The organism is Vibrio satsumensis (genome assembly GCF_050337435.1).
GTDB lineage: Bacteria > Pseudomonadota > Gammaproteobacteria > Enterobacterales > Vibrionaceae > Vibrio > Vibrio satsumensis.
The window spans coordinates 16,865-38,403 of the sequence record NZ_JAKJSX010000024.1; the positions used below are offsets into that span (position 1 = coordinate 16,865).

Sequence of the window (21,539 nt, forward strand, 5' to 3'; positions counted from 1 at the left end):
AACGACCAGTTCAGCAATAACAGCTTATGGATCACTGTAAGCTTTTTACTTACCAGAGCCCTTCCTTGTACTTTCCTATATTCCAGACATAAAAAAACACCAGCCAAAGCTGGTGTTTAAAACTTTCAAAAGAAAGAATTCGTCTTGGTACTGAAATTACTCAGCTGCAACGATAGCGATTTTCGCAGTAGCAAAAACTTCAGAGTGAAGTTGGATGCTTACTTCGAATTCGCCGATGTTACGTAGAGCGCCTTCAGGTAGGCGTACTTCGCTCTTAGCTACTGCAACACCTGCCGCTGTAATAGCGTCAGCGATGTCACGAGTACCGATAGAACCGAATAGTTTACCTTCGTCACCAGCTTTAGAAGCGATTGTAACGCCTTCTAGAGTGTTAACGCTCTCTGCACGAGCTTCAGCAGCAGCTAGTTGCTCAGCAACTTTAGCTTCTAGTTCAGCACGACGAGTTTCGAACATAGCAACGTTGTCTTTAGTTGCCATAACTGCTTTACCCTGTGGGATAAGGAAGTTACGAGCGTAACCAGATTTAACGTTTACTTGGTCGCCAAGGCCACCTAGGTTACCGATCTTATCAAGTAGAATAACTTGCATTATCTTAGTCCTCTTAAACTATTATTAACTATTACCGATTACTGATGCTTGTCAGTGTACGGTAGTAGAGCTAGGTAACGAGAACGCTTGATAGCGCGAGCTAGTTGACGCTGGTACTTAGCGCTTGTACCAGTGATACGGCTAGGTACGATTTTACCAGCTTCAGTGATGTAGTTTTTAAGAGTTGCTACGTCTTTGTAGTCAATCTCTTGTACGCCTTCTGCAGTGAAACGGCAGAATTTACGACGACGGAAGAAACGAGCCATGGGCTATCTCCTGATCTTAAATTTAGTAAAGCGGTCTTTCACAATTATCGAAATAACTATCAATGACCTAAAACAAGTTGAGAATTTTTTAAGGCGTTAAGCCAAAAAAGAATTACTCAGCAGCTGCTTCTGGTTTAGCTTCTGTACGCTCTTCGCGACGAGGAGCACGCTCTGCACGCTCTTCTTTTTGCTTAAGCATAATAGATTGCTCAGTCACAGCGCCTTTAGTGCGCATGATCATGTTACGTAGAACTGCATCGTTGAAACGGAAAGCAGTTTCTAGCTCGTCAATCACTTCTTGACCAGCTTCAACGTTCATAAGAACGTAGTGAGCTTTGTGAAGCTTGTTGATTGGGTAAGCCATTTGACGACGACCCCAGTCTTCTAGACGGTGGATAGTACCGCCAGCTTCAGTGATAGAACCAGTGTAACGCTCGATCATGCCAGCAACTTGCTCGCTTTGATCAGGGTGAACCATGAATACGATTTCGTAATGACGCATTTGGTTGCTCCTTACGGATTATTAGCTTCCACGAGTGGCCCGGTCGTCCAGAGGAAGCAAGGAACTAAAGATAAATGACCGAGTTTTAAGGACGGCAAATATTATAGAAAGAGCTCGGTATTAGCAAGTGATATTTGGCGAATAATGAAACAGTTTCTCTTTCGCCATCTAGCCATCCAGCAATCGCATTTTCCACCCTATTTGAGTCTATAAAACAAACGCCCATCACCTAAGTAATGAGCGTTTAATATTTGAATTTGTTCAATCGATTACTGAGCTAAACGCTGACGTACCGCTTCGAACAGACAGATACCTGATGCTACCGAAACGTTTAGGCTCGACACGCTACCTGCCATTGGGATCTTAATTAGGTCATCACAGGTTTCACGCGTTAGACGACGCATACCGTCACCTTCTGCACCCATAACTACCGCAAGAGGGCCCGTTAGCTTCGCTTGGTAGATATCATGCGTTGCTTCACCTGCCGTACCCACAAACCATACGCCCTGCTCTTGCAGTGCACGCATTGTGCGAGCCAGGTTAGTTACACGTACTAGAGGAACCGTTTCAGCCGCACCACATGCAACCTTGCTTACCGTTGCCGTTAACGGCGAAGAGCGATCTTTAGGTACGATAACTGCCGCCACACCAGCAGCATCCGCGTTACGCAGACAAGCACCTAGATTGTGCGGGTCTGTTACGCCATCTAGAACCAGCAGCAAAGGCTGTTCGTGCTGCGCTAGGATATCATCTAGGTGAGTTTCATTAAGCTGCTTAGCAGGCTTCACCTTAGCAATAAGACCTTGGTGATTCGCACCTTGTGCTTTTTCATCCAGCGGCTTACGACCCATCTGTTGAATCGACACACCAAACTGTTGCAGTTGGTTCAGTAATGGAAGAAGACGCTCGTCTTGGCGACCTTTCAGTACATACGCTTCAATAAAACGTGCAGGATCTTTTTCTAGTACGGCTTTCACCGCGTGAATACCGTAAATAAATTCGTTACTCATTGTCTCAACTTACTCTTATTACTCAGAGAAGAATGACATCAAACCCGATGCATCCACCTCTGTATTGTTTATTTCGAGAGTATTCGTCTTACGCCTGATACTCTCGCAGTTAGATACGCTCATATTAAATGAGTTAGGCGCTGAACCTGATTAGCAGAGCGCCTTATTGACCTTAAGATTTATCAGCCTTTGGCTTACGGCTTGCAGCACGCTTTTTCTTAGCGCGAGCTTTAGCAGCACCAATTTTATTCGCTGGCTTTTTCTTCTTAGCAGAGCTTTCACTGCTTCCATCAGGTCGCTTAGTTGGCTCAACCATAGGCTTCGCTGATACACCCGGCTTATTGCTCTTCACTGCTGAGCGCTTCTTGCTTTTCGCCTTTTTCATCGCTTCTGCTGCACGCTTCTTGGCTGTTCTGCCTTTACCGCGCGGCTGACGATCGGTGTCTTCTAAGTCAAAGTCGATTTGGCGAGTTTCTAAGTTAACCGCAGAAACCTTCACTTTAACCGAATCACCCAAGCGGTAGATATTACCCGAGCTTTCACCCACGAGACGCTGACCAACAGCATCAAATTGGTAGTAATCGTTCGCTAGCGCTGAGATATGTACCAAGCCATCGATGTGCAGTTCAGTTAGACGAACAAAGAAGCCGAAGCCAGTCACGTTGGCAATCACGCCATCCATCACTTCACCGACATGGTCTTGCATGTATTCGCACTTCAACCAGTCGTTCACTTCACGCGTAGCGTCATCAGCACGACGTTCAGTCATTGAACACTGCTCGCCGTAGAAATCCATATCATCGAAAGTGTAGTGGTAACCACCCGTTGGCGTCCAACGTTCGCTGTTACGACCACCTTCTTTCGCAATAAGGTACTTAATCGCACGGTGCAATAGCAAGTCAGGGTAACGACGAATCGGCGAGGTAAAGTGAGCATAGCGTTTAAGAGCTAAACCAAAGTGACCCGCGTTGTCCGCGTTGTAGACCGCTTGCTTCATCGAGCGCAGTAGCATGGTTTGGATTAACTCACGATCTTCACGTTCGTTAATCTGTTGCATCAGTTGCGCGTAGTCTACCGGAGATGGTGAAAGACCACCTTCCAGTGTTAAACCTAATTCACTTAAGAAGCTCTTGAAGCCCATTAAGCGCTCTTCGCCCGGAGTTTCGTGAACACGGTACAGCGCAGGCTCTTTCGCTTTTTCTACGTAAGATGCCGATGCGATGTTTGCCAGAATCATACACTCTTCGATGATCTTGTGTGCGTCGTTACGTACTACCGGTTCAATACGGTCGATCTTACGATCCGCATTGAAGATAAATTTGGTTTCAACGGTTTCAAACTCAATCGCACCACGCTCATCACGCGTTTTCTTAAGTACTTTGTACATCTTGTGCAGTTCTTCAAGATGCGGCACTTCTGGCTCGTAACGCTCGCGAAGTTCTTCATTGCCATCTAAGATCGCGCCTACTTTGTTGTAAGTAAGACGAGCATGAGAGTTCATTACCGCTTCGTAGTGCTTGTAACCCGACAGCTTACCTTTGTCTGAGATAGTCATCTCACACACCATACATAAACGGTCTACTTGAGGGTTCAATGAACACAAACCATTTGAAAGCACTTCAGGCAGCATTGGTACAACTTGTGACGGGAAGTATACCGAGTTACCACGGTTAATCGCCTCTTTGTCTAGCGCTGTATCTGGGCGAACGTAGTAACTTACGTCAGCAATCGCTACCCATAGGCGCCAGCCACCGCCTTTCTTCGCTTCACAATAAACCGCATCATCGAAGTCACGCGCATCTTCACCATCAATCGTAACCAATGGCAGCTTACGCAGGTCTACACGTCCTTCTTTTGCTTCTTCAGGAACATGCTCACCGAGGTTTTCGATTTGCTTATCTACCGCTTCAGGCCACTCTTGTGGGATCTGGTGAGTACGAATCGCGATCTGCGTTTCCATACCCGGCGCCATATTCTCACCAAGAACTTCGGTCACTTTACCCATCATGTTACGAGAACGACCGCCGCGATCCGTAATTTCAATCACAACCACATTACCCATTCGAGCACCGCCTTTATGCTCAGTAGGGATCTGGATGTCGTGACTAATACGCGAATCATCAGCAACAACGTAAGAATGGCCATACTCTAGGAAGAAGCGACCAACAAGTGGCGTTTTACGCTCTTCAAGCACACGAACCAAGCGGCCTTCACGACGGCCACGCTTACTGTTATCAGTAGGCTGAACCAATACGTAATCACCATGCATGATGGTTTTCATCTGATGATGCGGCAGCACGATATCATTGTCTTTACCCACACTGCCGTCTGGGCGAACCCAACCATGACCGTCTTTATGACCAATCACATAGCCTTTGATCAGCTCCATCTTCTCAGGCAATGCGTAGCACTGACGACGAGTAAAGATAAGCTGCCCATCACGCTCCATTGCACGTAAACGACGACGCAGCCCTTCATATTGTTCCTCTCCAGCAAGACCCAAAGCTTCGAATAGATCGTTGCGGTTCATCGGAATATTCGCGTCTGTTAGAAACGAAATAATGAACTCTCGGCTTGGTACTGGATTATCGTAATTTTTCGACTCTCGGTCGGCAAAAGGATCAACAGTGGTTGTCGCTGTCGTGTTTTCTGACGTTGGTGTGTTTTTTGACATAGGCGGGCCTGCTTAAGCAAGGAAGGTATATACCCCTAGTATATCTGATGCTAGAGGTAAGCTACAGATATGCTTTGGAAAACACTCAAATAACCTCAGATTGATACATATCTTCACTTTGTGAAACATCGCTTCATAGACGTGGACTATCATCAAAATTTCAAGCAAACGATAAAACAAACGTTTGCGCCATGAATGAAATACACTATTATCCACGCACTTTACCAACTCCTGTTCTGAGTATGATATGAAACTAAAACGCACTTTATTGGCTTCAGCAATGGCAAGCCTCGCTATATTTCCATTTGCGAGTTCGGCAATGGAAAAAGCTGACCTGATGATTACCGATGCGATGGTTCTAACCATGAACCAAGACAAAACGGTTTATGAAAGCGGTACTGTTGTCGTCAAAGACAACAAAATCATTGCGGTAGGTGATGCTTCACTAGAGAAGCAGTACCAAGCGAAACAAGTGTTAGACGTTGATGGCGATATCGTTATGCCAGGTCTCATCAATACTCATACTCACGTATCAATGACGGTTTTCCGTTCGCTGGCCGATGATGTGCCTGATCGCCTGCACCGCTACATCTTCCCACTAGAGAAAAAGCTAGTATCGCGAGACATGGTACGCATTGGTGCGAATCTAGGTAACGTTGAAATGGTAAAAGGCGGTGTCACGACTTACGCCGACATGTACTACTTCGAAGATGAAGTAGCGAAAACTGTCGATAAGATCGGTATGCGTGCCATTCTGGGTGAAACCGTGATTAAGTTTCCAGTAGCGGATGCTGCCAACGCCGAAGAAGGCATCAAGTACGCATTGAACTTCATTGAAGAATACAAAGATCACCCGCGAATCACACCAGCGTTTGCACCGCATGCTCCTTACACCAACACCACAGAGATCCTGCAGAAAATATCTAAGCTATCTCTAGAGTTAGATGTACCAGTAATGATTCACCTTGCAGAATCACATCGTGAAGAAGAAAAAATCGCAGAGCGTTCTGATGGGTTATCCCCGGTTCAATACATGGACAGCATTGGCGCACTCAACAAAAACTTGGTGGGTGCACACATGATCCTAGTAGACGATCACGATATCGAATTAGTGAAGAAATCGGATATGGGCGTAGCTCATAATATGAGTGCTAATATCAAGTCAGCAAAAGGCGTATCACCAGCGCTTAAGATGTATGACGAGAACGTACGTATCGGTTTAGGTACAGATGGGCCAATGTCTGGTAACACACTGAGCACCATTGATGAGTTCAACCAAGTCGCTAAGATTCACAAGCTAGTTAATAAAGATCGTGCTGCGATGCCGCCGATCAAAGTGATCGACATGGCAACCATGGGCGCAGCAAAAGCGCTCCACATGGAAGATAAGATCGGCTCTCTTGAAGCTGGTAAGCTTGCCGACATCATAGTGATCGATACCAAGGCACCAAACATGGTTCCGGTCTACAACCCATACTCAGCATTAGTTTACTCTGCTAACTCGGGTAACGTTCGCCACACGATCGTTGATGGCAAGATCATTATGCAAGACCGCGACATGCTAACGGTAGACGAAGACAAGATTCGTCAAGAAGCACTCGATTTTACCAAGGTTGTTCGTGAAACGGTGATTGAGTCTGGTGAGGTTGTTCAATAACGTCACTGAATGAGATAAACGGTTTCCCTTAAGATCAAAAAAGGCCTCATAGGAATTTATCTATGAGGCCTTTTTAATACGAGTTTTTTTACCTCAATATATTTCTATATCAAGATAGATGATTAACGAGTGCAGTCATTAATCATCTACTCTGATTCAATAATCGATCTTACCAGAACACGTCTCGACGTTTTGCTCGAGCAATGATGTTGTCTGGCATTCTCTGTTCTAGACCGCTACGAAGCACGGTGATACGCTTATGCTGCCTTTGATCCGCTGTCACCGAGTTGTATAACCAGCGGTAAGCGTCTTCATAGTCTAATGGGCTACCGTAGTCACGTAACAAGAGTTCAGCTAAGTGGATACTCGCACTTAAGTTACCCATAGAGGCCGCTTCACGTAGATACGGAATCGCACGCTCTTTGTCTTGTTGTACCAAAGTACCACGAGAGTAATAACGACCTAACTGCTCTAATGCAGCGGGTAAACCTTGATGTGCCGCGTTTTCCATATAGTAAAGGCCAAGCTCTACATCTTGTGGAACACACACACCCCAAGCCAACATATCGCCGTATAAAAACTCATAAGAAGGCAAGCTAATACGCGTCGCACGAGCAACGATATCTTCAACTAACTGGCACTTATCAGCTTTCACTCGCTCTAGATGTTGATTATTTTCGATTAAATTAATCAGTTCAGCTTCTGTATATATTGGAACGGGCTCTCCCACATCAGCCAAATTTGCATGACTCAAGGGTGAGCTCAGCGCCATTATTAATGAAGCTGCCACAATTCGTAGCTTCATACCTGCACTCTATTATCTGTCGCTAAAGTTATCTATTGAGGGGTGCAGAGGATTTCTACACGCACAAAACAGGGTGAACTTCACTTTCCATGATATCTGTATCGGCAATAACCCTGACGGCTTTAGACAAAACTTGCCGCTAATGGGCAATATTTTGCCAGATGGCGTTCAAAAGATCACCATCAAAGAGTGCGTGGCTAAATTGCAGGTATTAAAAAGCCGACTTAATAAAGTCGGCTTTTAGAAAACTATTTCATTATCAGAGCACTTTAATTATCAAAGCAATGTTTGTGCTGTGGTAATCACTCAGCGGGCATTACGCGCCGTATGGGTGAACCTTGATGATAGTTTCGTTACGATCTGGGCCAGTTGATACGATATCAATTGGAACGCCAGTTAGGTCTTCGATACGCTTAATGTAATCTAGAGCAGCTTGTGGAAGCGCGTCGATAGATTTAGCACCAAATGTGTTTTCAGACCAACCAGGCATTGTTTCGTAGATTGGCGTCGCTTCTTCGAATGACTCAGCAGCCATTGGAGAAACTTCTAGGATAGAACCATCTTTCATCTTGTAGCCAGTACAGATTTTTAGTTCTTCTAGGCCATCAAGAACGTCTAGTTTAGTTAGACACATACCAGATAGAGAGTTGATTTGGATTGCACGACGCATAGCAACAGCATCGAACCAACCAGTACGACGTAGACGACCAGTTGTTGCGCCAAACTCGTGACCAACATCGCCTAGGTGCTTACCAACTGGGTCTTGTTTTTCAAGGCCATCGTATAGCTCAGTTGGGAATGGACCTGAACCAACACGAGTACAGTAAGCCTTAGTAATACCAAGGATGTAACCGATGTGACGAGGACCGAAACCAGAACCTGCAGCAACACCACCAGCAGTCGTGTTAGAAGACGTTACGTATGGGTAGGTACCGTGGTCGATATCTAGTAGCGTACCTTGAGCACCTTCGAACATGATCTTGTCGCCGCGCTTACGTGCTGCGTCTAGTTCGTCAGTTACGTCGATAACCATCGCAGTTAACATGTCTGCGTAGCTCATCGCTTGCTCAAGAACTTCTTCGTAGCTTACTGTTTCAGCTTTGTAGAAGTGCTCTAGTTGGAAGTTGTGGAATTCCATAACTTCTTTTAGCTTCTCAGCAAATGCTTCTTTATCGAAAAGGTCGCCAACGCGTAGACCGCGACGAGCAACTTTATCTTCGTAAGCTGGACCGATACCACGACCCGTTGTACCGATAGCTTTAGCGCCACGAGCGATTTCACGCGCGTTGTCGATTGCAATGTGGTACGGAAGAATTAGAGGACAAGCTTCAGAGATGAAAAGACGCTCACGTACTGGGATACCGCGATCTTCAAGAGGCTTCATTTCTTTTAGAAGTGCGTCAGGCGATAATACTACACCGTTACCAATAACACATTTAACGTTATTGCGTAGGATACCTGATGGAATTAAGTGAAGAACGGTTTTTTCACCGTCAATTACAAGTGTGTGACCTGCATTGTGACCGCCTTGGTAGCGAACCACGTATTTTGCATCTTCAGTTAAAAGGTCAACGATTTTACCTTTACCTTCATCACCCCATTGGGTGCCTAGAACGACTACGTTATTTCCCATCTTTCCAATTTCTGTTGCTAATTAAAAATGGATTCTAGCACTGAATCACACTTCTTGCAGTCACTTTTTGTCCATAAACGTTAACACTGTACAAAAATAAACCAGCGATAACTGAGGGCGAATGTATGAAGATACTGATATCATTGCTTTTTTACAGACAAAAGGCAGAACCATGTCTCAATCAATTTGGCTCGCTATTGGGCTCGTACTTATTGTTGAAGGGCTCGGCCCCTTAATTGCACCCAATGGCTGGAGAAACATGGTCGCGCAACTGAGCGAACAACCAGACACACAACTGCGTCGCATTGGCGGCTGTCTTGTGGTGGCGGGAGCGGTTATCGCTTTCATGACCTACCGCTAGGTTTAGGTTTCTATAAGTAGAACGCTATTGAGCGCCTTCCCTCGCGCCCCCAATCGTAGACCTGAAAACAATAGAAAACAAAAAGGCTCCCATAATGGGAGCCTTTTAAGTTTTAACGCATTTTGCTTATTGAGCTAAGCATTCGCTAACGCATCAGCTTATTTCGCTGGAGCGCCGCTTGCTTGATTCATGTATTGGAAGAAGTCAGTCTTCGGATCCAGTACTAGAATGTCGCTCTTATCGCTAAATGATGTCTCATAAGCTTGCAATGAACGCATGAAGCCGTAGAACTCAGGATCTTTGCTGAACGCATCAGAGTAGATCTTCGCTGCTTCTGCATCCGCGTCACCACGAGTGATTCGAGCTGTACGGTCAGCTTCAGCAAGAACTGTTGCCACTTCTAGCTCAGCTTGAGCACGGATAACTTCCGCTTTCTCACGACCTTGAGAACGGTGTCTACGAGCAACCGACTCACGTTCTGCACGCATACGGCGGTAGATAGATTCACTGATTTCGTCAGGAAGGTTAATCTTCTTCATACGGAAATCAACAACTTCAACACCTAAATCAGCCATCGCACTTTCTGCCGTTCCAGACAAAACGTTTTCCATGATCTTATCGCGTTCGCCATCAACTTCTAGTGCTTCTGCAGCCGCTACCGTTGTGACGACTTCGCTATCAGCAGAGTCTGGCAGGATGTCCTTATTACGAGGACCTGACACGATCTGCTTAATTTCACGAGAACCAATTTCAGAACGAAGAACATCTGTCACCTTACGCTCAAGAAGTGCTTCTGCCGTCATGATATTACCGCCGCCAGTACTCAGATAGAAACGTCCAAAATCAGCAATACGCCATTTTGCGTAAGTATCAATTAGAACGTCTTTTTTCTCTGATGTTACGAAACGGTCAGAACGACCATCCATCGTTTGAATACGAGCATCAAGTACTTTTACGCGATCAAACAGTGGCAGTTTAAAGTGCAGGCCTGGTTCATAGATTCGTGATACGCCGTTGTCATCGAGAACTCGACCAAAACGAATTACCATGCCACGCTCGCCTTCTTGAATCACAAATAGTGACATCAATAGAAGGGCAATCGTCACAACTAATACAGGGATCATTAATTTACGCATTATTAGTATCTCCCTTGGCGTGAACTGTCTGAACGAGTTTGAGTGCTAGGCTTAGGATCCGCTTGAGTTTCTAACTCAATTTGATCGTAAGTTGATGATGCTTTTGCAGGGCGAGAGCCCGACTGAGAACCACCTTGTGCGCCTAGCTTATCAATTGGTAGGTATAGCAAATTACCGCTTGATTCAGAATCAATCAGGACTTTCGATGTGCTTGAGTACACTTTTTCCATTGTATCAAGGTACATACGGTTACGTGTTACTTCAGGCGCAGCTTGGTATTCAGGTAGCAGTTTCTCGAACTGAGCTACTTGACCTAGAGCACCATTAACTGTGCGCTCTGAGTAACCTACCGCTTCTTTCTTCAAACGCTCAGCACGACCTGTTGCTTTTGGAAGAATGTCATTTCGGTAAGCTTCAGCTTCACGCTCGAAACGCTCTTCATCCTCACGAGCCGCGATAGCATCATCAAATGCATCTTTCACTTGCTCTGGTGGACGTGCTGACTGGAAGTTCACGTCAACAATAAGAATACCCATATCGTAGCTATCGATAATGCGGTTTAGTGTTTCTTGAGTACTTTGACGAATCTGCTGACGACCACTTGTTAGGATACTATCCATTAGTGAGTCACCAATTACTGCACGAAGCGCAGAATCGGTTGCTTGGCGTAAACTGTCGTCTGCATTCGTTACACGATACAAGTACTTGTATGGGTCAGAAACACGGTATTGAACACCCATTTCAACGGTCACAACGTTTTCGTCTTTCGTTAGCATCGTGCCAGCAGCACGTAGAGAACGAATCGCTTGAACGTTGACTAGTTGCTCATCTTTGATTTCATCGATGAAGCGTGGGTGCCAGTTAAGACCAGGCTCTTCGATACGGTCGAACTGACCCAATCGAAGTACTACTGCTCTTTCTGCTTCGCCAACGGTGTAGAAACCAGCGAAGAACCAGATAGCAATCGCAATGACAGCAATGACACCAAAGCCAATCGCACCGCCACCACCGATAGATGGTCCGTTACCGTTGCCACCTTTTTTACCAAACTTGCCACCTAACTTTTGACTTAGTTTACTAAACACTTCGTCTAAGTCTGGCGGTCCTTGATCTCGGCCGCCGCGATTATTTTTATTACCCCAAGGGTCATTATCGCGGCCGTTATTATCGCCGTTGTTGTTATTTCCAGGCTCATTCCACGCCATTAGAAAGCTCCATCATTTGATATGACGTTATACTGTAGCAGTCTCTTTGGTAACGATAAAGTCACCTAAGAGCGCCCCTTCTCTTTTTTCAAGTTTAGACCAATCTATTTGTTGCATTCGGATATCTATCAACAAGTTACCATTTCCATCATACTCTTCCTGTTGAATACATTTCATCTCGAAGAATAAGCTGCGAATACGGCCCTGATGTTGATGTGGAATACACAACCGGAATTGAACCATCTGGCTAGCTAAACGCTCAGTTAAAGCTTCAAACAGCAGTTCAATACCTTCTCCTTCCATTGCAGAAACCCAAACAGCGCGAGGTGCGCCCTCTTCGTCTCTTTCAATTCGAGGTTTTTGGTCTTCCATGCAGTCAATTTTATTCATAACTACAAGGGTTGGCACTTCATGAGCATCGATTTCTTCTAATACTTCATGAACAGCCTGAATGTTCTCACGAAAACGGTCATCACTGGCATCAACAACATGTAACAAAATGTCAGCTTCCTGCGTCTCTTGTAATGTTGCCTTGAACGCAGCGACCAAGTCGTGTGGTAGATGACGGATAAAACCTACGGTATCTGCGAGAATTGCAGGCCCGACATCTGCCAAATCAATCTTACGCAATGTTGGGTCTAGGGTTGCAAACAGTTGGTCTGCCGCATAAACACCAGCACTTGTGATGCGATTGAAAAGTGTTGATTTCCCTGCGTTGGTATAACCAACCAAAGAAATTGTTGGGATTTCAGCTCGATTACGAGCACGTCGTCCTTGTTCACGCTGCTTAGCGACTTTCGCTAAACGACGCAGTATTGCCTTTATACGGTCACGCAACAAACGGCGATCGGTTTCCAGTTGAGTTTCACCTGGACCACGAAGACCAATACCACCTTTCTGCCTTTCAAGGTGAGTCCAACCACGAATCAATCGGGTAGAGATATGACGAAGCTGAGCGAGCTCAACTTGTAGCTTACCTTCATGAGTTCGCGCACGTTGTGCAAAAATATCTAAGATCAAACCCGTGCGATCAATCACACGACATTTACACAATTGCTCGAGATTTCGCTCTTGGGCAGGAGAGAGAGAGTGGTTAAAAATCACAATTTCAGCACCGGTTAGCTGAACAGCTTGTGCGATTTCTAGGGCTTTACCTTCTCCAACGTAGTATTTAGGGAGTGGGGATTGTCGGCTACCAGTAATCACTTGTAGCGTTTCTACCCCCGCAGAGGAGACCAGCATTTCACATTCGCTTAGGTCTTCCCATTCTCCCTCTTGCGTGAAGTTGATATGAACAAGTACGGCTCGCTCGCCGGATTCATAACGGTCAAACAAGCAACCAACTCCTTATTACAGCGCAAGCTGTATCAATTGAACGATTAATCTTCAGTCTTCTCTGGACGATCAGATGGCGTGCGTTGCTCGCCGCTGTGGTGACTAACTGCGCGAGCAGGTACCACAGTAGAAATCGCATGCTTGTAAACCATTTGGTTTACTGTGTTCTTCAATAAGATCACGAATTGATCGAAAGACTCGATCTGACCTTGCAGCTTAATGCCGTTAACAAGATAGATAGAGACTGGAATGCGCTCACGACGGAGTGCATTTAGGAATGGGTCTTGTAGCGATTGCCCCTTAGCCATTTTATTTTCCTTATTTGTATTTTGTTGTAATTATTTAGCTAGTGGTGCACAAAAAGGTGCGGCCTTTGCATCTGAGCTAAATGAATAAAAAAACTCCGTTGTTATTGAAAGGCTGTGATTTTTTAAAAGCCTCAATAACGGATCCTTTCCAGAGTATATTCACGCAAAAGCGATCACATTATACACAGCAATACTAATCAGATGCTATTGCATCTGAAAGAGTTTCTAACGCTTGATCAATGTTTTCGCTATCTAACCAAGTTAAATCATCCCAACTGCGCAACCAGGTGATTTGTCGCTTGGCCAACTGACGGGTTGCACAGACACCACGGAAAACCGCTTCGTCTAAATCACAATTACCGTCTAAATAATCCCACATCTGCCTATAACCAACGCATCGGATCGATGGCAGTTCAGGATGAAGATCTTCTCTGGCGTACAACGCCTTCATTTCCTCTTCAAATCCCGCTTCGATCATCTTCTCGAAACGCAGCTCAATGCGGCGATGGAGTTCTTTCCTTTCCTTGGGAGCTATTGCAAATTGTTTTACACGAAATGGCAGGCTATCGCCTTTCGTTTGAGTTAGCTCTGTTAATGTTTTACCCGAAATTCGGTAAACTTCCAATGCCCTTGAAAGCCTTTGTGGATCATTTGGGTGTATTCTTTCAGCGGATACGGGATCAATCTCTCTTAATTGATCGTGCAATGCCTGCCAACCTTGTTCGATAGATTCCGCTTCAATCTGCTTACGAATCTCTTGATCCGCTGCTGGTAATGGCGATAAACCTTCCAACAATGCTTTGTAGTAAAGCATTGTGCCACCAACAAGTAGCGGAATTTTGCCTTCCGCTACAATCTTATTCATTTCATTGATCGCATCACGACGAAAATCTGCCGCAGAATACGCTTCGCTTGGATCCAGAATATCAATCAAGCGATGAGGCGCGAGCGCAAGCTCTTCCGCATCCGGTTTAGCGGTACCAATATCCATGTCTTTGTAGATAAGTGCCGAATCGACGCTGATGATCTCTACTGGGTATTTCTGACGTAAGCGGATAGCTAAATCTGTTTTTCCTGATGCCGTTGGGCCCATTAAAAACAACGCTAAAGGTAATTTTTCAGTCATGATATTTTGTATTTGCTTCTCTGTTTTAGCGCTTTTTAGCAAAGGGCTTTGTGTCGCGACGTATTCAGCTAAAAAGACAAATGTCGTCGCGAAAAAGTTAAACCGTAAACGCGGCTATAGTCGCTGAAAAGTCGATAGGATTAACAAACTCTGGATCATCTAATGGAAGTAGACCATGCCAAAGTTGTTCAAGTTCCCCAACTAGTTGAACCGCTTCAGATAAAGTGTAGTCGCTTTTTACTTGTGCCGTTTGAATCCCGATCCAGTTAACCAATGATGGCAACAGGTCGTTGGAAACATTAGCCGTGTGATTATCAGCAATCTGAGCGTTTAATGAAGCCGCGTAAGATAACAGATCTGGGATCAAAATTTGTAAGTTTTGCTGCCTTAAAGGAGAAGGCACGCCCATCACCATTACCGCCTCACTGTTTCGCGCCTTAAGCTCAACCCCCAGTAATGCCAATGTTTGGCTCAGCGTCTTCGCAACTTCGACAAGTTCACTACCCAGCTTAATCGATAAGGGCACCAATAGTGGCTGGCTTTTTAACGCGCCACCTCGAGTATCAAGCTGACCAACAACACGCAATAATTCAGCCTTAGCCAAAGAAACCAACACGCTGCCGTTTTTGTTTCCCATCACCAGATACTGACGTTCCACTACCGAGACGGCTTTGCCTAAGTCCGTCACAGGTACTCTTGGCTTTGAATGAACAGGATTCTGTTGAGCAGGCTTAGCTTCTTTATTTTCTATATTTTCTATGTTGTCTCTGGTTTCTACTGGTGCCACATGCTCTTGAGGAGATGAAGTCTGTACAACCTGCTCATCAAAGTCTGGCGTTTTTAAAAGCTCTTTATAAGCCTTAACTTCGCGCTTTGAGGGCGCTGGCTCAGCATGATGTTGGTGTGGTTCTTTTTCTTTCTTCGGTGCAGGTCGAGACTCAATCCACTCTTGGCGAGGAGAGCCGGTAAAACTGCTTTCACAAGCAGACGAGCTTCGGCCAGCAGATGAACTTGAGATGGTTGATGAGCTTGGGCTAGTTGATGAAATATAGTGTCGCCCGCCATCATTAACGCTGTGTTGAGGGTTATCATGAACCTGCTCTGATTCGGCTTTTCTCGGGTAGGTAGGCGTTTGCTCAATAGCGTGTCGCACCCTATCCGAAACTTGGATTTGATCCGCATTACTAGGTAGCGTGTTTTCTGGCTCAGTAAAACTTGCAACACCATCAACTACAGAGCTCGTACTATCTTGCTGATGATGAATCACTTCTGATTGATGAAAAGCTGATTGATTGATTGGCGCAGCATCGATCTGCTTACTCTGTGCTAAGCCATCACTCAATGCTTGGTAAATAAAGTCATGCACAAGGCGCGCTTGATGGAAACGCACTTCATGTTTAGCAGGATGAACATTCACATCCACTTGATGTGGGTCGAGTTCAATGAACAGCACATACGTTGCGAATTGGTCTGGACGCAGGCTAGTTTCATAGCTCTGGCGAATTGCGTGATTGATCAGCTTGTCGCGCATCATACGGCCGTTCACATAGCAGTATTGTAGATCGCTTTGTTGTCTTGCTCCTTCAGGCGTGGTGATCCAGCCATGAAGTTTTAGGCCTTGATGCTCAAGCTCGATCTTAAGCATATGGCGCACAAAAGAGTTGCCACATACCGCAGCGATGCGCTTTTCTGCTTGAACTTGTGTTTTAGCTGCGCGGTACTGACGAATCATTTTGCCGTTATGACGAAGGTTGATCGTCACATCAAAGCGACTCAATGCAATACGTTTAAGCAACTCATCAATATGCGTGAATTCGGTTTTCTCGGTGCGTAAGAACTTGCGGCGTGCTGGTGTGTTGAAGAACAGATCCAACACCTCAACCGAGGTACCAATTGGATGCGCTGCAGGCTGCAGTTTCACCTGCATATCACGGCCTTCACTGTGTGCCGCCCAAGCTTGATCTTGAGTAGCAGGGCGTGAAGTCATGGTTAAGCGCGCAACTGAACTAATACTCGCCAGCGCTTCACCACGGAAACCGAGGCTGACGATCGCCTCAAGGTCGTCAAGAGTATGGATCTTAGAGGTAGCATGACGGCTCAACGCCAAGGCAAGCTCATCTTTGACGATGCCCTTACCGTTGTCACGAACGCGGATCATTTTTGCGCCACCTTTCTCGATATCAATATCGATACGCGTCGCACCTGAGTCCAAACTGTTCTCAACCAACTCTTTCACAACAGAAGCTGGTCTTTCTACCACTTCACCCGCTGCGATTTGGTTCGCTAACCGAGCTGGCAGTATTTTGATCGTCATATAGCTACCTTACTGCCACTTATAGAAGTACTTCTCGCGTTAGAGATTACTTCTATGTTCTAAACATGACTTAAATATTGGCTCAACTACTTATGTGGAATAATGAGCACTTGGCCAATGGCTAATTCATCAGAGCGCAATTTGTTCGCTTGGCGAATACTGTTAACGCTCACACCGTATTTCGAAGCTATCTTGCCAAGATAATCGCCTCTTGCGACTTTGTGTTTGCGCAGAGGGACATCTTTCACTTCAACTGTAATACGTAACTTTTGGCCTACTCTCACAGTCTCTGATTTCAAGCGGTTCTCACGTTTGATATCAGCCACCGAAACTTTATAGCGGCTGGCTATCTTGCCTAGATACTCTCCAGACTTAACCGTGTGAGTTATGGTCTTAGTTCTAACAGCACTGCTTGATGATGAGCTTGAAGCGCTGCCTGGAATCTTAAGTACTTGGCCAATCGCTAAGCTGCTCGATTTCAGGTTGTTGAATTTCATCAAGGCCTGTGTCGACGTGCCATATTTATTCGCAATAACAGATAGAGACTCACCACGAGAGACTTTATGTTGGCTCACGCTACCCGTTGATGACGTCGCGTTAGACAAGATAATCCCTTCAGGTGGGTTAGCCTTCAAATACTTAACGACCGCTTTAGTCACTGCTCGTGCCAATTTATCTTGATGCGAGCGTTGGAAAAGCAGCTTCTCTTCCGTCGGATTCGAAATAAAGCCCGTCTCTACCAATACAGATGGGATCTGTGGTGAACGTAATACCGCCAAACTGGTGTTAATCGGCTTACTGTTATGCAGTTTCGCAACCTTACCCATTTCAGACAGAATCGCCGTTGCCAGCTTGTAGCCCTCTTTTTGAGAGTGGCTAAACTGCAAATCAAGCAAGGTTTGATTTACGTTCTTATCATCAATATTGCCAGTAAAAGCAGCACCGCTACCACCAAGTAGCTCTGACTGTTTCTCTTTATTCTCAATCCAGCGTGAGATCTCGGTATTCGCACGTCGAGTATTCAGCACAAACACCGAGCCACCTCTTGGTTGAGGAGTGGTAAATGCATCGGCGTGAATAGAGATCAACAGGTGAGCTTCATTCTCTCGAGCAATCGCAACACGTCGATTCAAGTTCACAAAGTAGTCAGCATTACGCGTTAAACGCGTTTTGATTCCCGGTACGGCATTTAATTGTGCAGCCAGCTTGCGGGAGATACTCAGCGTCGCATTCTTCTCATATTTACGAGATGGACCGATTGAGCCAGGATCTTCACCACCGTGGCCAGGGTCAATCACGATCAAAATGTCTTTCTGACGTTTAACCTGATTAATGTTCTTGCTAACCGTTGGTTTAATTGGCTTCGATGTCGCTTTACTTGCCGCACCATGAGGAAAGTCGATCACCAAACGGTGTCCATACTGACCACCCGGAGTCGGGCTCAGTTTGAACAACTCTGCTTTAGACGACTTCTTTAACTCAAAAACCAAGCGATAGGTGTTTTTGTCTGGCGGTGAACTCTTACGAATCTTAGATAGAACAGGGCTATCTTTCACCACGACCGGTAGCTTAGTTGCAAGGTTGGTATTTTTTAAATCGACCACTAAACGACTCGGGCTACTCAGTGTGAAATAGCTAAAATCCGCTTCTGATTTTAAGTCGATAACCACACGAGTTTCTTCTGGAGAAGGCCAAACCCTTAAACTTTTCAGTGAGTTTGCAGAAACAAGTGAAGAAAACAGTATAGAAAAAACAGCAGCCATCATGGCCACTGCTGAAATAAGGCGTTTAGAAATCAACATAACTCCAACTGACTAAGTAAGCGCTGTCCGTATTCACTATTAGCGGTTAAAGAAACAATACGGTGATCGTCTTGGTAACGAATATCAATATCCAAATCAGCTTCTGGTAGCATCCCATAGCCTTTCTCAGGCCATTCAACCAAACAGATAGCATCTGGAGTAAAGTAGTCACGAATTCCCATGAACTCTAACTCTTCAGGATCGGCTAGGCGATAAAGGTCAAAGTGGTACACCTGCCAATCGGCAAGTTGATAAGGTTCAACTAGAGTATACGTTGGGCTCTTTACATTTCCTTGATGGCCAAGTGCTTTTACAAAGCCACGACTGAAGGTCGTTTTACCTGCGCCAAGATCACCATGCAGATAAATAGTCGTCTGCTGTGAGCAAAGATTAGAAAGCTCCGTTCCTAATTGAATCGTTGCTTGTTCATCTTTCAAAGTAAATTGTTTCGTGCTCATGAATACGTTCTCTAAAAATCGATCGTTGACTATATAAAAATCAAAAGAACAAGAATAGTAAACCGTGATGCTTTTGGGAGACAAGCACTCAAGTGTAAGTTCTATGAAAAATACTGCTCAAAACACGTCTGTTCTGGTCAACACCACTAAGATCCGTTAAGATCCGCCCCCATTTTTGCCTAACCGAATTTTAATCGATAAGTATGAAGCCATGAATCTAGACCATCTTGCTGAAAAAATTAAAATTTGGGGAAAAGAGTTAGGCTTTCAAAAAGTTGGCATCTGCGATGTTGATTTAAGTGAACACGAAGCCCCTCTTCAAGCATGGCTAGATGCGGGTCACCACGGCGAAATGGATTGGATGGCTCGACATGGGATGATGCGTGCACGTCCTGATGAACTTCACCCAGGCACAATTCGAGTGATCAGCGCTCGAATGAATTACCTACCACCAGAAGCTCAGTTCGCCTCTAATCTAAGCGATACCACTCAAGGCTACATCAGCCGTTATTCTTTAGGCCGCGACTATCACAAATTGTTCCGTAACCAGTTGAAAAAGCTGGGACAAAGAATTGAAAAAGAGGTCGAAGGTTTAGACTCACGCCCTTTCGTCGATTCTGCGCCTATTTTGGAAAGACCGCTCGCTCAAAAAGCAGGGTTGGGCTGGACAGGTAAACACTCATTAATTCTTGATAAAGACGCGGGCTCTTGGTTCTTTCTAGGGGAGCTGTTAGTTAACATCCCTCTTCCAGTCGATGAACCCAGTGTCGATGAGTGTGGTAAATGCACCGCATGTATCACTTCTTGCCCAACAGGTGCCATTATTGATGATGGCGTGGTGGATGCGCGCAAATGTATCTCGTACTTAACCATTGAATATGATGGTGTGATCCCTGAAGAGTATAGAGAAGCGATTGGTAACCGTATCTACGGCTGCGACGATTGTCAGTTAGTTTGCCCATGGAACCGTCATGCCGAACTCACAGAACAAACCGACTTTCACCGCAGAGAAGATTTCCAAGAAGCCGATCTGGTTGCACTTTCAGGTTGGGATGAAGCAACCTTCCTAAAGAAAATGGAAGGCTCCGCAATAAGACGTATCGGCCACACCCAATGGTTGCGCAATATCTTTGTTGCGATGGGCAATGCACCATTTCAACAACGCATTGTTGAAACACTGGAATCTCATCAAGGCAAAAACGAAATGCTAGATGTCCATATTGAGTGGGCTTTAGAAAAACAACTACAGCAATTACCTAGTGCCATTGAGGTGCCAAAAGGTAACAGTAAAGTCGCGACTAAAAAGCACCGACTAATACGTATTGTAGAAAAAGGACTACCAAGAGACGCTTAACGCTTTATATACCAATGTATGGCAAGCGAGCCCCCACTAACAGTCCAACATTTAAGACAACTCGTTGCACATAATTTTAGAACAATGTTTGACCTTGTTCTCAATTCTAGCAATGTGGAAAAAATTCAGAACTCTCGTAAACTTCCGACACTCGCACAAAGTTAAACACAGTACCGATAAATGATTAAGATCAAAAAACAACAAGTTAACGATCTTTTATCAAACCCAAGATAAGCATCCAACTTGATAAAAAACAACAAGTTACGATCGGCACAGTTCATCTAATATATTGAAAACAAGAAAGATCTTTTAGGGATAGGTAAAGAATTAAGCCTGAAATAACTTTATCAACCAAGTTATCCACACCTAACATTTTGTGGATAAGTCTGTTTATAGATATGAAAAACCTCAAGTATCTGCTTCAGAGACCTGATGTTTACTAGCATTCCAGTTGCTAAGAAAAATTTAAGACAAAAAAATATCCACCATGATGGAGGATTATTTGCTTTTTGGGGGGATTATGCTTCGCAGCATTAAAGAAAGAGCGTGACCTTTAAGGTCGCCTTTAAACTCTGTGATCTAAAGAAAAACACGGTGGTTTAAAGAGTCTTAATAGCTTTTTAGAAGAAAGCTGGAGCGATACATCGGGTTCGAACCGATGACCTCAACCTTGGCAAGGTTGCGCTCTACCAACTGAGCTAGTATCGCATTAGTTAATCGCTGCTCKYACYGCYTTGGGCAACAGATAGCGCYTAACTGTAATGTGGTTGCGGGAGCCGGATTTGAACCGACGACCTTCGGGTTATGAGCCCGACGAGCTACCAAACTGCTCCATCCCGCGTCCGGATGCATTGTTTAAGACAATGAGACTAAACCATTTTCATCTTCAGCATAAAGCGTAAGAAAGAATTTGGAGCGATACATCGGGTTCGAACCGATGACCTCAACCTTGGCAAGGTTGCGCTCTACCAACTGAGCTAGTAT

Annotated in this window: 19 protein-coding genes and 2 tRNA genes; 4 read left to right on the forward strand and 17 right to left on the reverse strand. The window is 45.1% G+C overall.

Features of this window, described 5'->3' with window-relative positions:
* Window positions 1–156: 156 nt before the first annotated feature.
* From rplI to rnr, 5 genes are all read right to left on the reverse strand, one after another.
* Complete coding sequence (gene rplI, locus L4C44_RS22425; protein ID WP_010434182.1) at window positions 157–609, reverse strand: 50S ribosomal protein L9; 453 nt, start codon at window positions 607–609, stop codon at window positions 157–159.
* A gap of 38 nt (window positions 610–647) precedes the next feature.
* Window positions 648–875: a 30S ribosomal protein S18 gene (rpsR, locus tag L4C44_RS22430; RefSeq protein WP_000090472.1), complete on the reverse strand. Its 228-nt coding sequence runs from the start codon at window positions 873–875 to the stop codon at window positions 648–650.
* 112 nt (window positions 876–987) lie between these two features.
* Window positions 988–1,377: a 30S ribosomal protein S6 gene (rpsF, locus tag L4C44_RS22435; RefSeq protein WP_004741278.1), complete on the reverse strand. Its 390-nt coding sequence runs from the start codon at window positions 1,375–1,377 to the stop codon at window positions 988–990.
* A 269-nt stretch (window positions 1,378–1,646) separates the two neighbouring features.
* Window positions 1,647–2,387 (reverse strand): 23S rRNA (guanosine(2251)-2'-O)-methyltransferase RlmB, encoded by a 741-nt coding sequence (rlmB, locus tag L4C44_RS22440; protein ID WP_017063180.1) that lies wholly within the window; start codon window positions 2,385–2,387, stop codon window positions 1,647–1,649.
* A 172-nt stretch (window positions 2,388–2,559) separates the two neighbouring features.
* The gene (gene rnr, locus L4C44_RS22445) at window positions 2,560–5,061 is read right to left on the reverse strand and encodes a ribonuclease R (protein WP_428805732.1); all 2,502 of its coding nucleotides are present in this window, start codon (window positions 5,059–5,061) and stop codon (window positions 2,560–2,562) included.
* 247 nt (window positions 5,062–5,308) lie between these two features.
* Between rnr and L4C44_RS22450 the strand changes: the two genes are divergently transcribed.
* On the forward strand, window positions 5,309–6,718 hold the full coding sequence (locus L4C44_RS22450; RefSeq protein WP_428805733.1) for an amidohydrolase: 1,410 nt from the start codon (window positions 5,309–5,311) through the stop codon (window positions 6,716–6,718).
* A 169-nt stretch (window positions 6,719–6,887) separates the two neighbouring features.
* Here the strand turns inward: L4C44_RS22450 and motX are convergent, their stop codons facing one another.
* Window positions 6,888–7,523, reverse strand: coding sequence for a flagellar protein MotX (gene motX / locus L4C44_RS22455; RefSeq protein WP_061019827.1), 636 nt, complete (start codon window positions 7,521–7,523; stop codon window positions 6,888–6,890).
* 73 nt (window positions 7,524–7,596) lie between these two features.
* Between motX and L4C44_RS22460 the strand changes: the two genes are divergently transcribed.
* Entirely contained in the window at window positions 7,597–7,767 is a 171-nt protein-coding gene (locus tag L4C44_RS22460) for a hypothetical protein (RefSeq protein WP_186728058.1), read from the forward strand.
* A 72-nt stretch (window positions 7,768–7,839) separates the two neighbouring features.
* Here the strand turns inward: L4C44_RS22460 and L4C44_RS22465 are convergent, their stop codons facing one another.
* Window positions 7,840–9,156, reverse strand: coding sequence for an adenylosuccinate synthase (locus tag L4C44_RS22465; RefSeq protein ID WP_010434108.1), 1,317 nt, complete (start codon window positions 9,154–9,156; stop codon window positions 7,840–7,842).
* A gap of 172 nt (window positions 9,157–9,328) precedes the next feature.
* On the opposite strand from L4C44_RS22465, the gene L4C44_RS22470 reads away from it, so the two are divergent.
* Window positions 9,329–9,517 (forward strand): DUF2065 domain-containing protein, encoded by a 189-nt coding sequence (locus tag L4C44_RS22470; RefSeq protein ID WP_010434105.1) that lies wholly within the window; start codon window positions 9,329–9,331, stop codon window positions 9,515–9,517.
* Between the two features lie 158 nt (window positions 9,518–9,675).
* On the opposite strand, the gene hflC is transcribed toward L4C44_RS22470, so the two are convergent.
* From hflC to tsaE, 8 genes are all read right to left on the reverse strand, one after another.
* The gene (hflC, locus tag L4C44_RS22475) at window positions 9,676–10,653 is read right to left on the reverse strand and encodes a protease modulator HflC (RefSeq protein ID WP_102478974.1); all 978 of its coding nucleotides are present in this window, start codon (window positions 10,651–10,653) and stop codon (window positions 9,676–9,678) included.
* A gap of 2 nt (window positions 10,654–10,655) precedes the next feature.
* Window positions 10,656–11,858, reverse strand: coding sequence for an FtsH protease activity modulator HflK (gene hflK, locus L4C44_RS22480; RefSeq protein WP_048610697.1), 1,203 nt, complete (start codon window positions 11,856–11,858; stop codon window positions 10,656–10,658).
* Between the two features lie 27 nt (window positions 11,859–11,885).
* Complete coding sequence (gene hflX, locus L4C44_RS22485) at window positions 11,886–13,193, reverse strand: ribosome rescue GTPase HflX (protein WP_428805734.1); 1,308 nt, start codon at window positions 13,191–13,193, stop codon at window positions 11,886–11,888.
* A gap of 44 nt (window positions 13,194–13,237) precedes the next feature.
* Entirely contained in the window at window positions 13,238–13,501 is a 264-nt protein-coding gene (gene hfq, locus L4C44_RS22490) for an RNA chaperone Hfq (protein ID WP_017059927.1), read from the reverse strand.
* A gap of 193 nt (window positions 13,502–13,694) precedes the next feature.
* Complete coding sequence (gene miaA / locus L4C44_RS22495; protein ID WP_060983120.1) at window positions 13,695–14,627, reverse strand: tRNA (adenosine(37)-N6)-dimethylallyltransferase MiaA; 933 nt, start codon at window positions 14,625–14,627, stop codon at window positions 13,695–13,697.
* 97 nt (window positions 14,628–14,724) lie between these two features.
* Window positions 14,725–16,941, reverse strand: coding sequence for a DNA mismatch repair endonuclease MutL (gene mutL / locus L4C44_RS22500; protein ID WP_428805735.1), 2,217 nt, complete (start codon window positions 16,939–16,941; stop codon window positions 14,725–14,727).
* An 86-nt stretch (window positions 16,942–17,027) separates the two neighbouring features.
* On the reverse strand, window positions 17,028–18,743 hold the full coding sequence (locus tag L4C44_RS22505; RefSeq protein ID WP_428805736.1) for an N-acetylmuramoyl-L-alanine amidase: 1,716 nt from the start codon (window positions 18,741–18,743) through the stop codon (window positions 17,028–17,030).
* A complete protein-coding gene (gene tsaE / locus L4C44_RS22510) occupies window positions 18,737–19,201 on the reverse strand; it encodes a tRNA (adenosine(37)-N6)-threonylcarbamoyltransferase complex ATPase subunit type 1 TsaE (protein WP_004735870.1) in 465 nt (154 codons plus the stop codon). Before tsaE ends, L4C44_RS22505 begins: the two co-directional genes overlap by 7 nt.
* Before the next feature lie 211 nt (window positions 19,202–19,412).
* Between tsaE and queG the strand changes: the two genes are divergently transcribed.
* Complete coding sequence (gene queG, locus L4C44_RS22515) at window positions 19,413–20,555, forward strand: tRNA epoxyqueuosine(34) reductase QueG (protein ID WP_285952834.1); 1,143 nt, start codon at window positions 19,413–19,415, stop codon at window positions 20,553–20,555.
* Window positions 20,556–21,187: 632 nt separating this feature from the next.
* On the opposite strand, the gene L4C44_RS22520 is transcribed toward queG, so the two are convergent.
* Both L4C44_RS22520 and L4C44_RS22525 read right to left on the reverse strand, forming a co-directional pair.
* Window positions 21,188–21,263 (reverse strand) — tRNA-Gly (locus tag L4C44_RS22520).
* A 56-nt stretch (window positions 21,264–21,319) separates the two neighbouring features.
* Window positions 21,320–21,396: transfer RNA gene (locus tag L4C44_RS22525), tRNA-Met, on the reverse strand.
* Window positions 21,397–21,539: the final 143 nt, after the last annotated feature.

Excerpts from the sequence above, each read along its gene's own strand:
- rplI (WP_010434182.1), bottom strand. The coding sequence starts at position 609 with ATGCAAGTTATTCTACTTGATAAGATCGGTAACCTAGGTGGCCTTGGC.
- rpsR (WP_000090472.1), bottom strand. The coding sequence starts at position 875 with ATGGCTCGTTTCTTCCGTCGTCGTAAATTCTGCCGTTTCACTGCAGAA.
- rpsF (WP_004741278.1), bottom strand. The coding sequence starts at position 1,377 with ATGCGTCATTACGAAATCGTATTCATGGTTCACCCTGATCAAAGCGAG.
- rlmB (WP_017063180.1), bottom strand. The coding sequence starts at position 2,387 with ATGAGTAACGAATTTATTTACGGTATTCACGCGGTGAAAGCCGTACTA.
- rnr (WP_428805732.1), bottom strand. The coding sequence starts at position 5,061 with ATGTCAAAAAACACACCAACGTCAGAAAACACGACAGCGACAACCACT.
- L4C44_RS22450 (WP_428805733.1), top strand. The coding sequence starts at position 5,309 with ATGAAACTAAAACGCACTTTATTGGCTTCAGCAATGGCAAGCCTCGCT.
- motX (WP_061019827.1), bottom strand. The coding sequence starts at position 7,523 with ATGAAGCTACGAATTGTGGCAGCTTCATTAATAATGGCGCTGAGCTCA.
- L4C44_RS22465 (WP_010434108.1), bottom strand. The coding sequence starts at position 9,156 with ATGGGAAATAACGTAGTCGTTCTAGGCACCCAATGGGGTGATGAAGGT.
- L4C44_RS22470 (WP_010434105.1), top strand. The coding sequence starts at position 9,329 with ATGTCTCAATCAATTTGGCTCGCTATTGGGCTCGTACTTATTGTTGAA.
- hflC (WP_102478974.1), bottom strand. The coding sequence starts at position 10,653 with ATGCGTAAATTAATGATCCCTGTATTAGTTGTGACGATTGCCCTTCTA.
- hflK (WP_048610697.1), bottom strand. The coding sequence starts at position 11,858 with ATGGCGTGGAATGAGCCTGGAAATAACAACAACGGCGATAATAACGGC.
- hfq (WP_017059927.1), bottom strand. The coding sequence starts at position 13,501 with ATGGCTAAGGGGCAATCGCTACAAGACCCATTCCTAAATGCACTCCGT.
- miaA (WP_060983120.1), bottom strand. The coding sequence starts at position 14,627 with ATGACTGAAAAATTACCTTTAGCGTTGTTTTTAATGGGCCCAACGGCA.
- mutL (WP_428805735.1), bottom strand. The coding sequence starts at position 16,941 with ATGACGATCAAAATACTGCCAGCTCGGTTAGCGAACCAAATCGCAGCG.
- L4C44_RS22505 (WP_428805736.1), bottom strand. The coding sequence starts at position 18,743 with ATGTTGATTTCTAAACGCCTTATTTCAGCAGTGGCCATGATGGCTGCT.
- tsaE (WP_004735870.1), bottom strand. The coding sequence starts at position 19,201 with ATGAGCACGAAACAATTTACTTTGAAAGATGAACAAGCAACGATTCAA.
- queG (WP_285952834.1), top strand. The coding sequence starts at position 19,413 with ATGAATCTAGACCATCTTGCTGAAAAAATTAAAATTTGGGGAAAAGAG.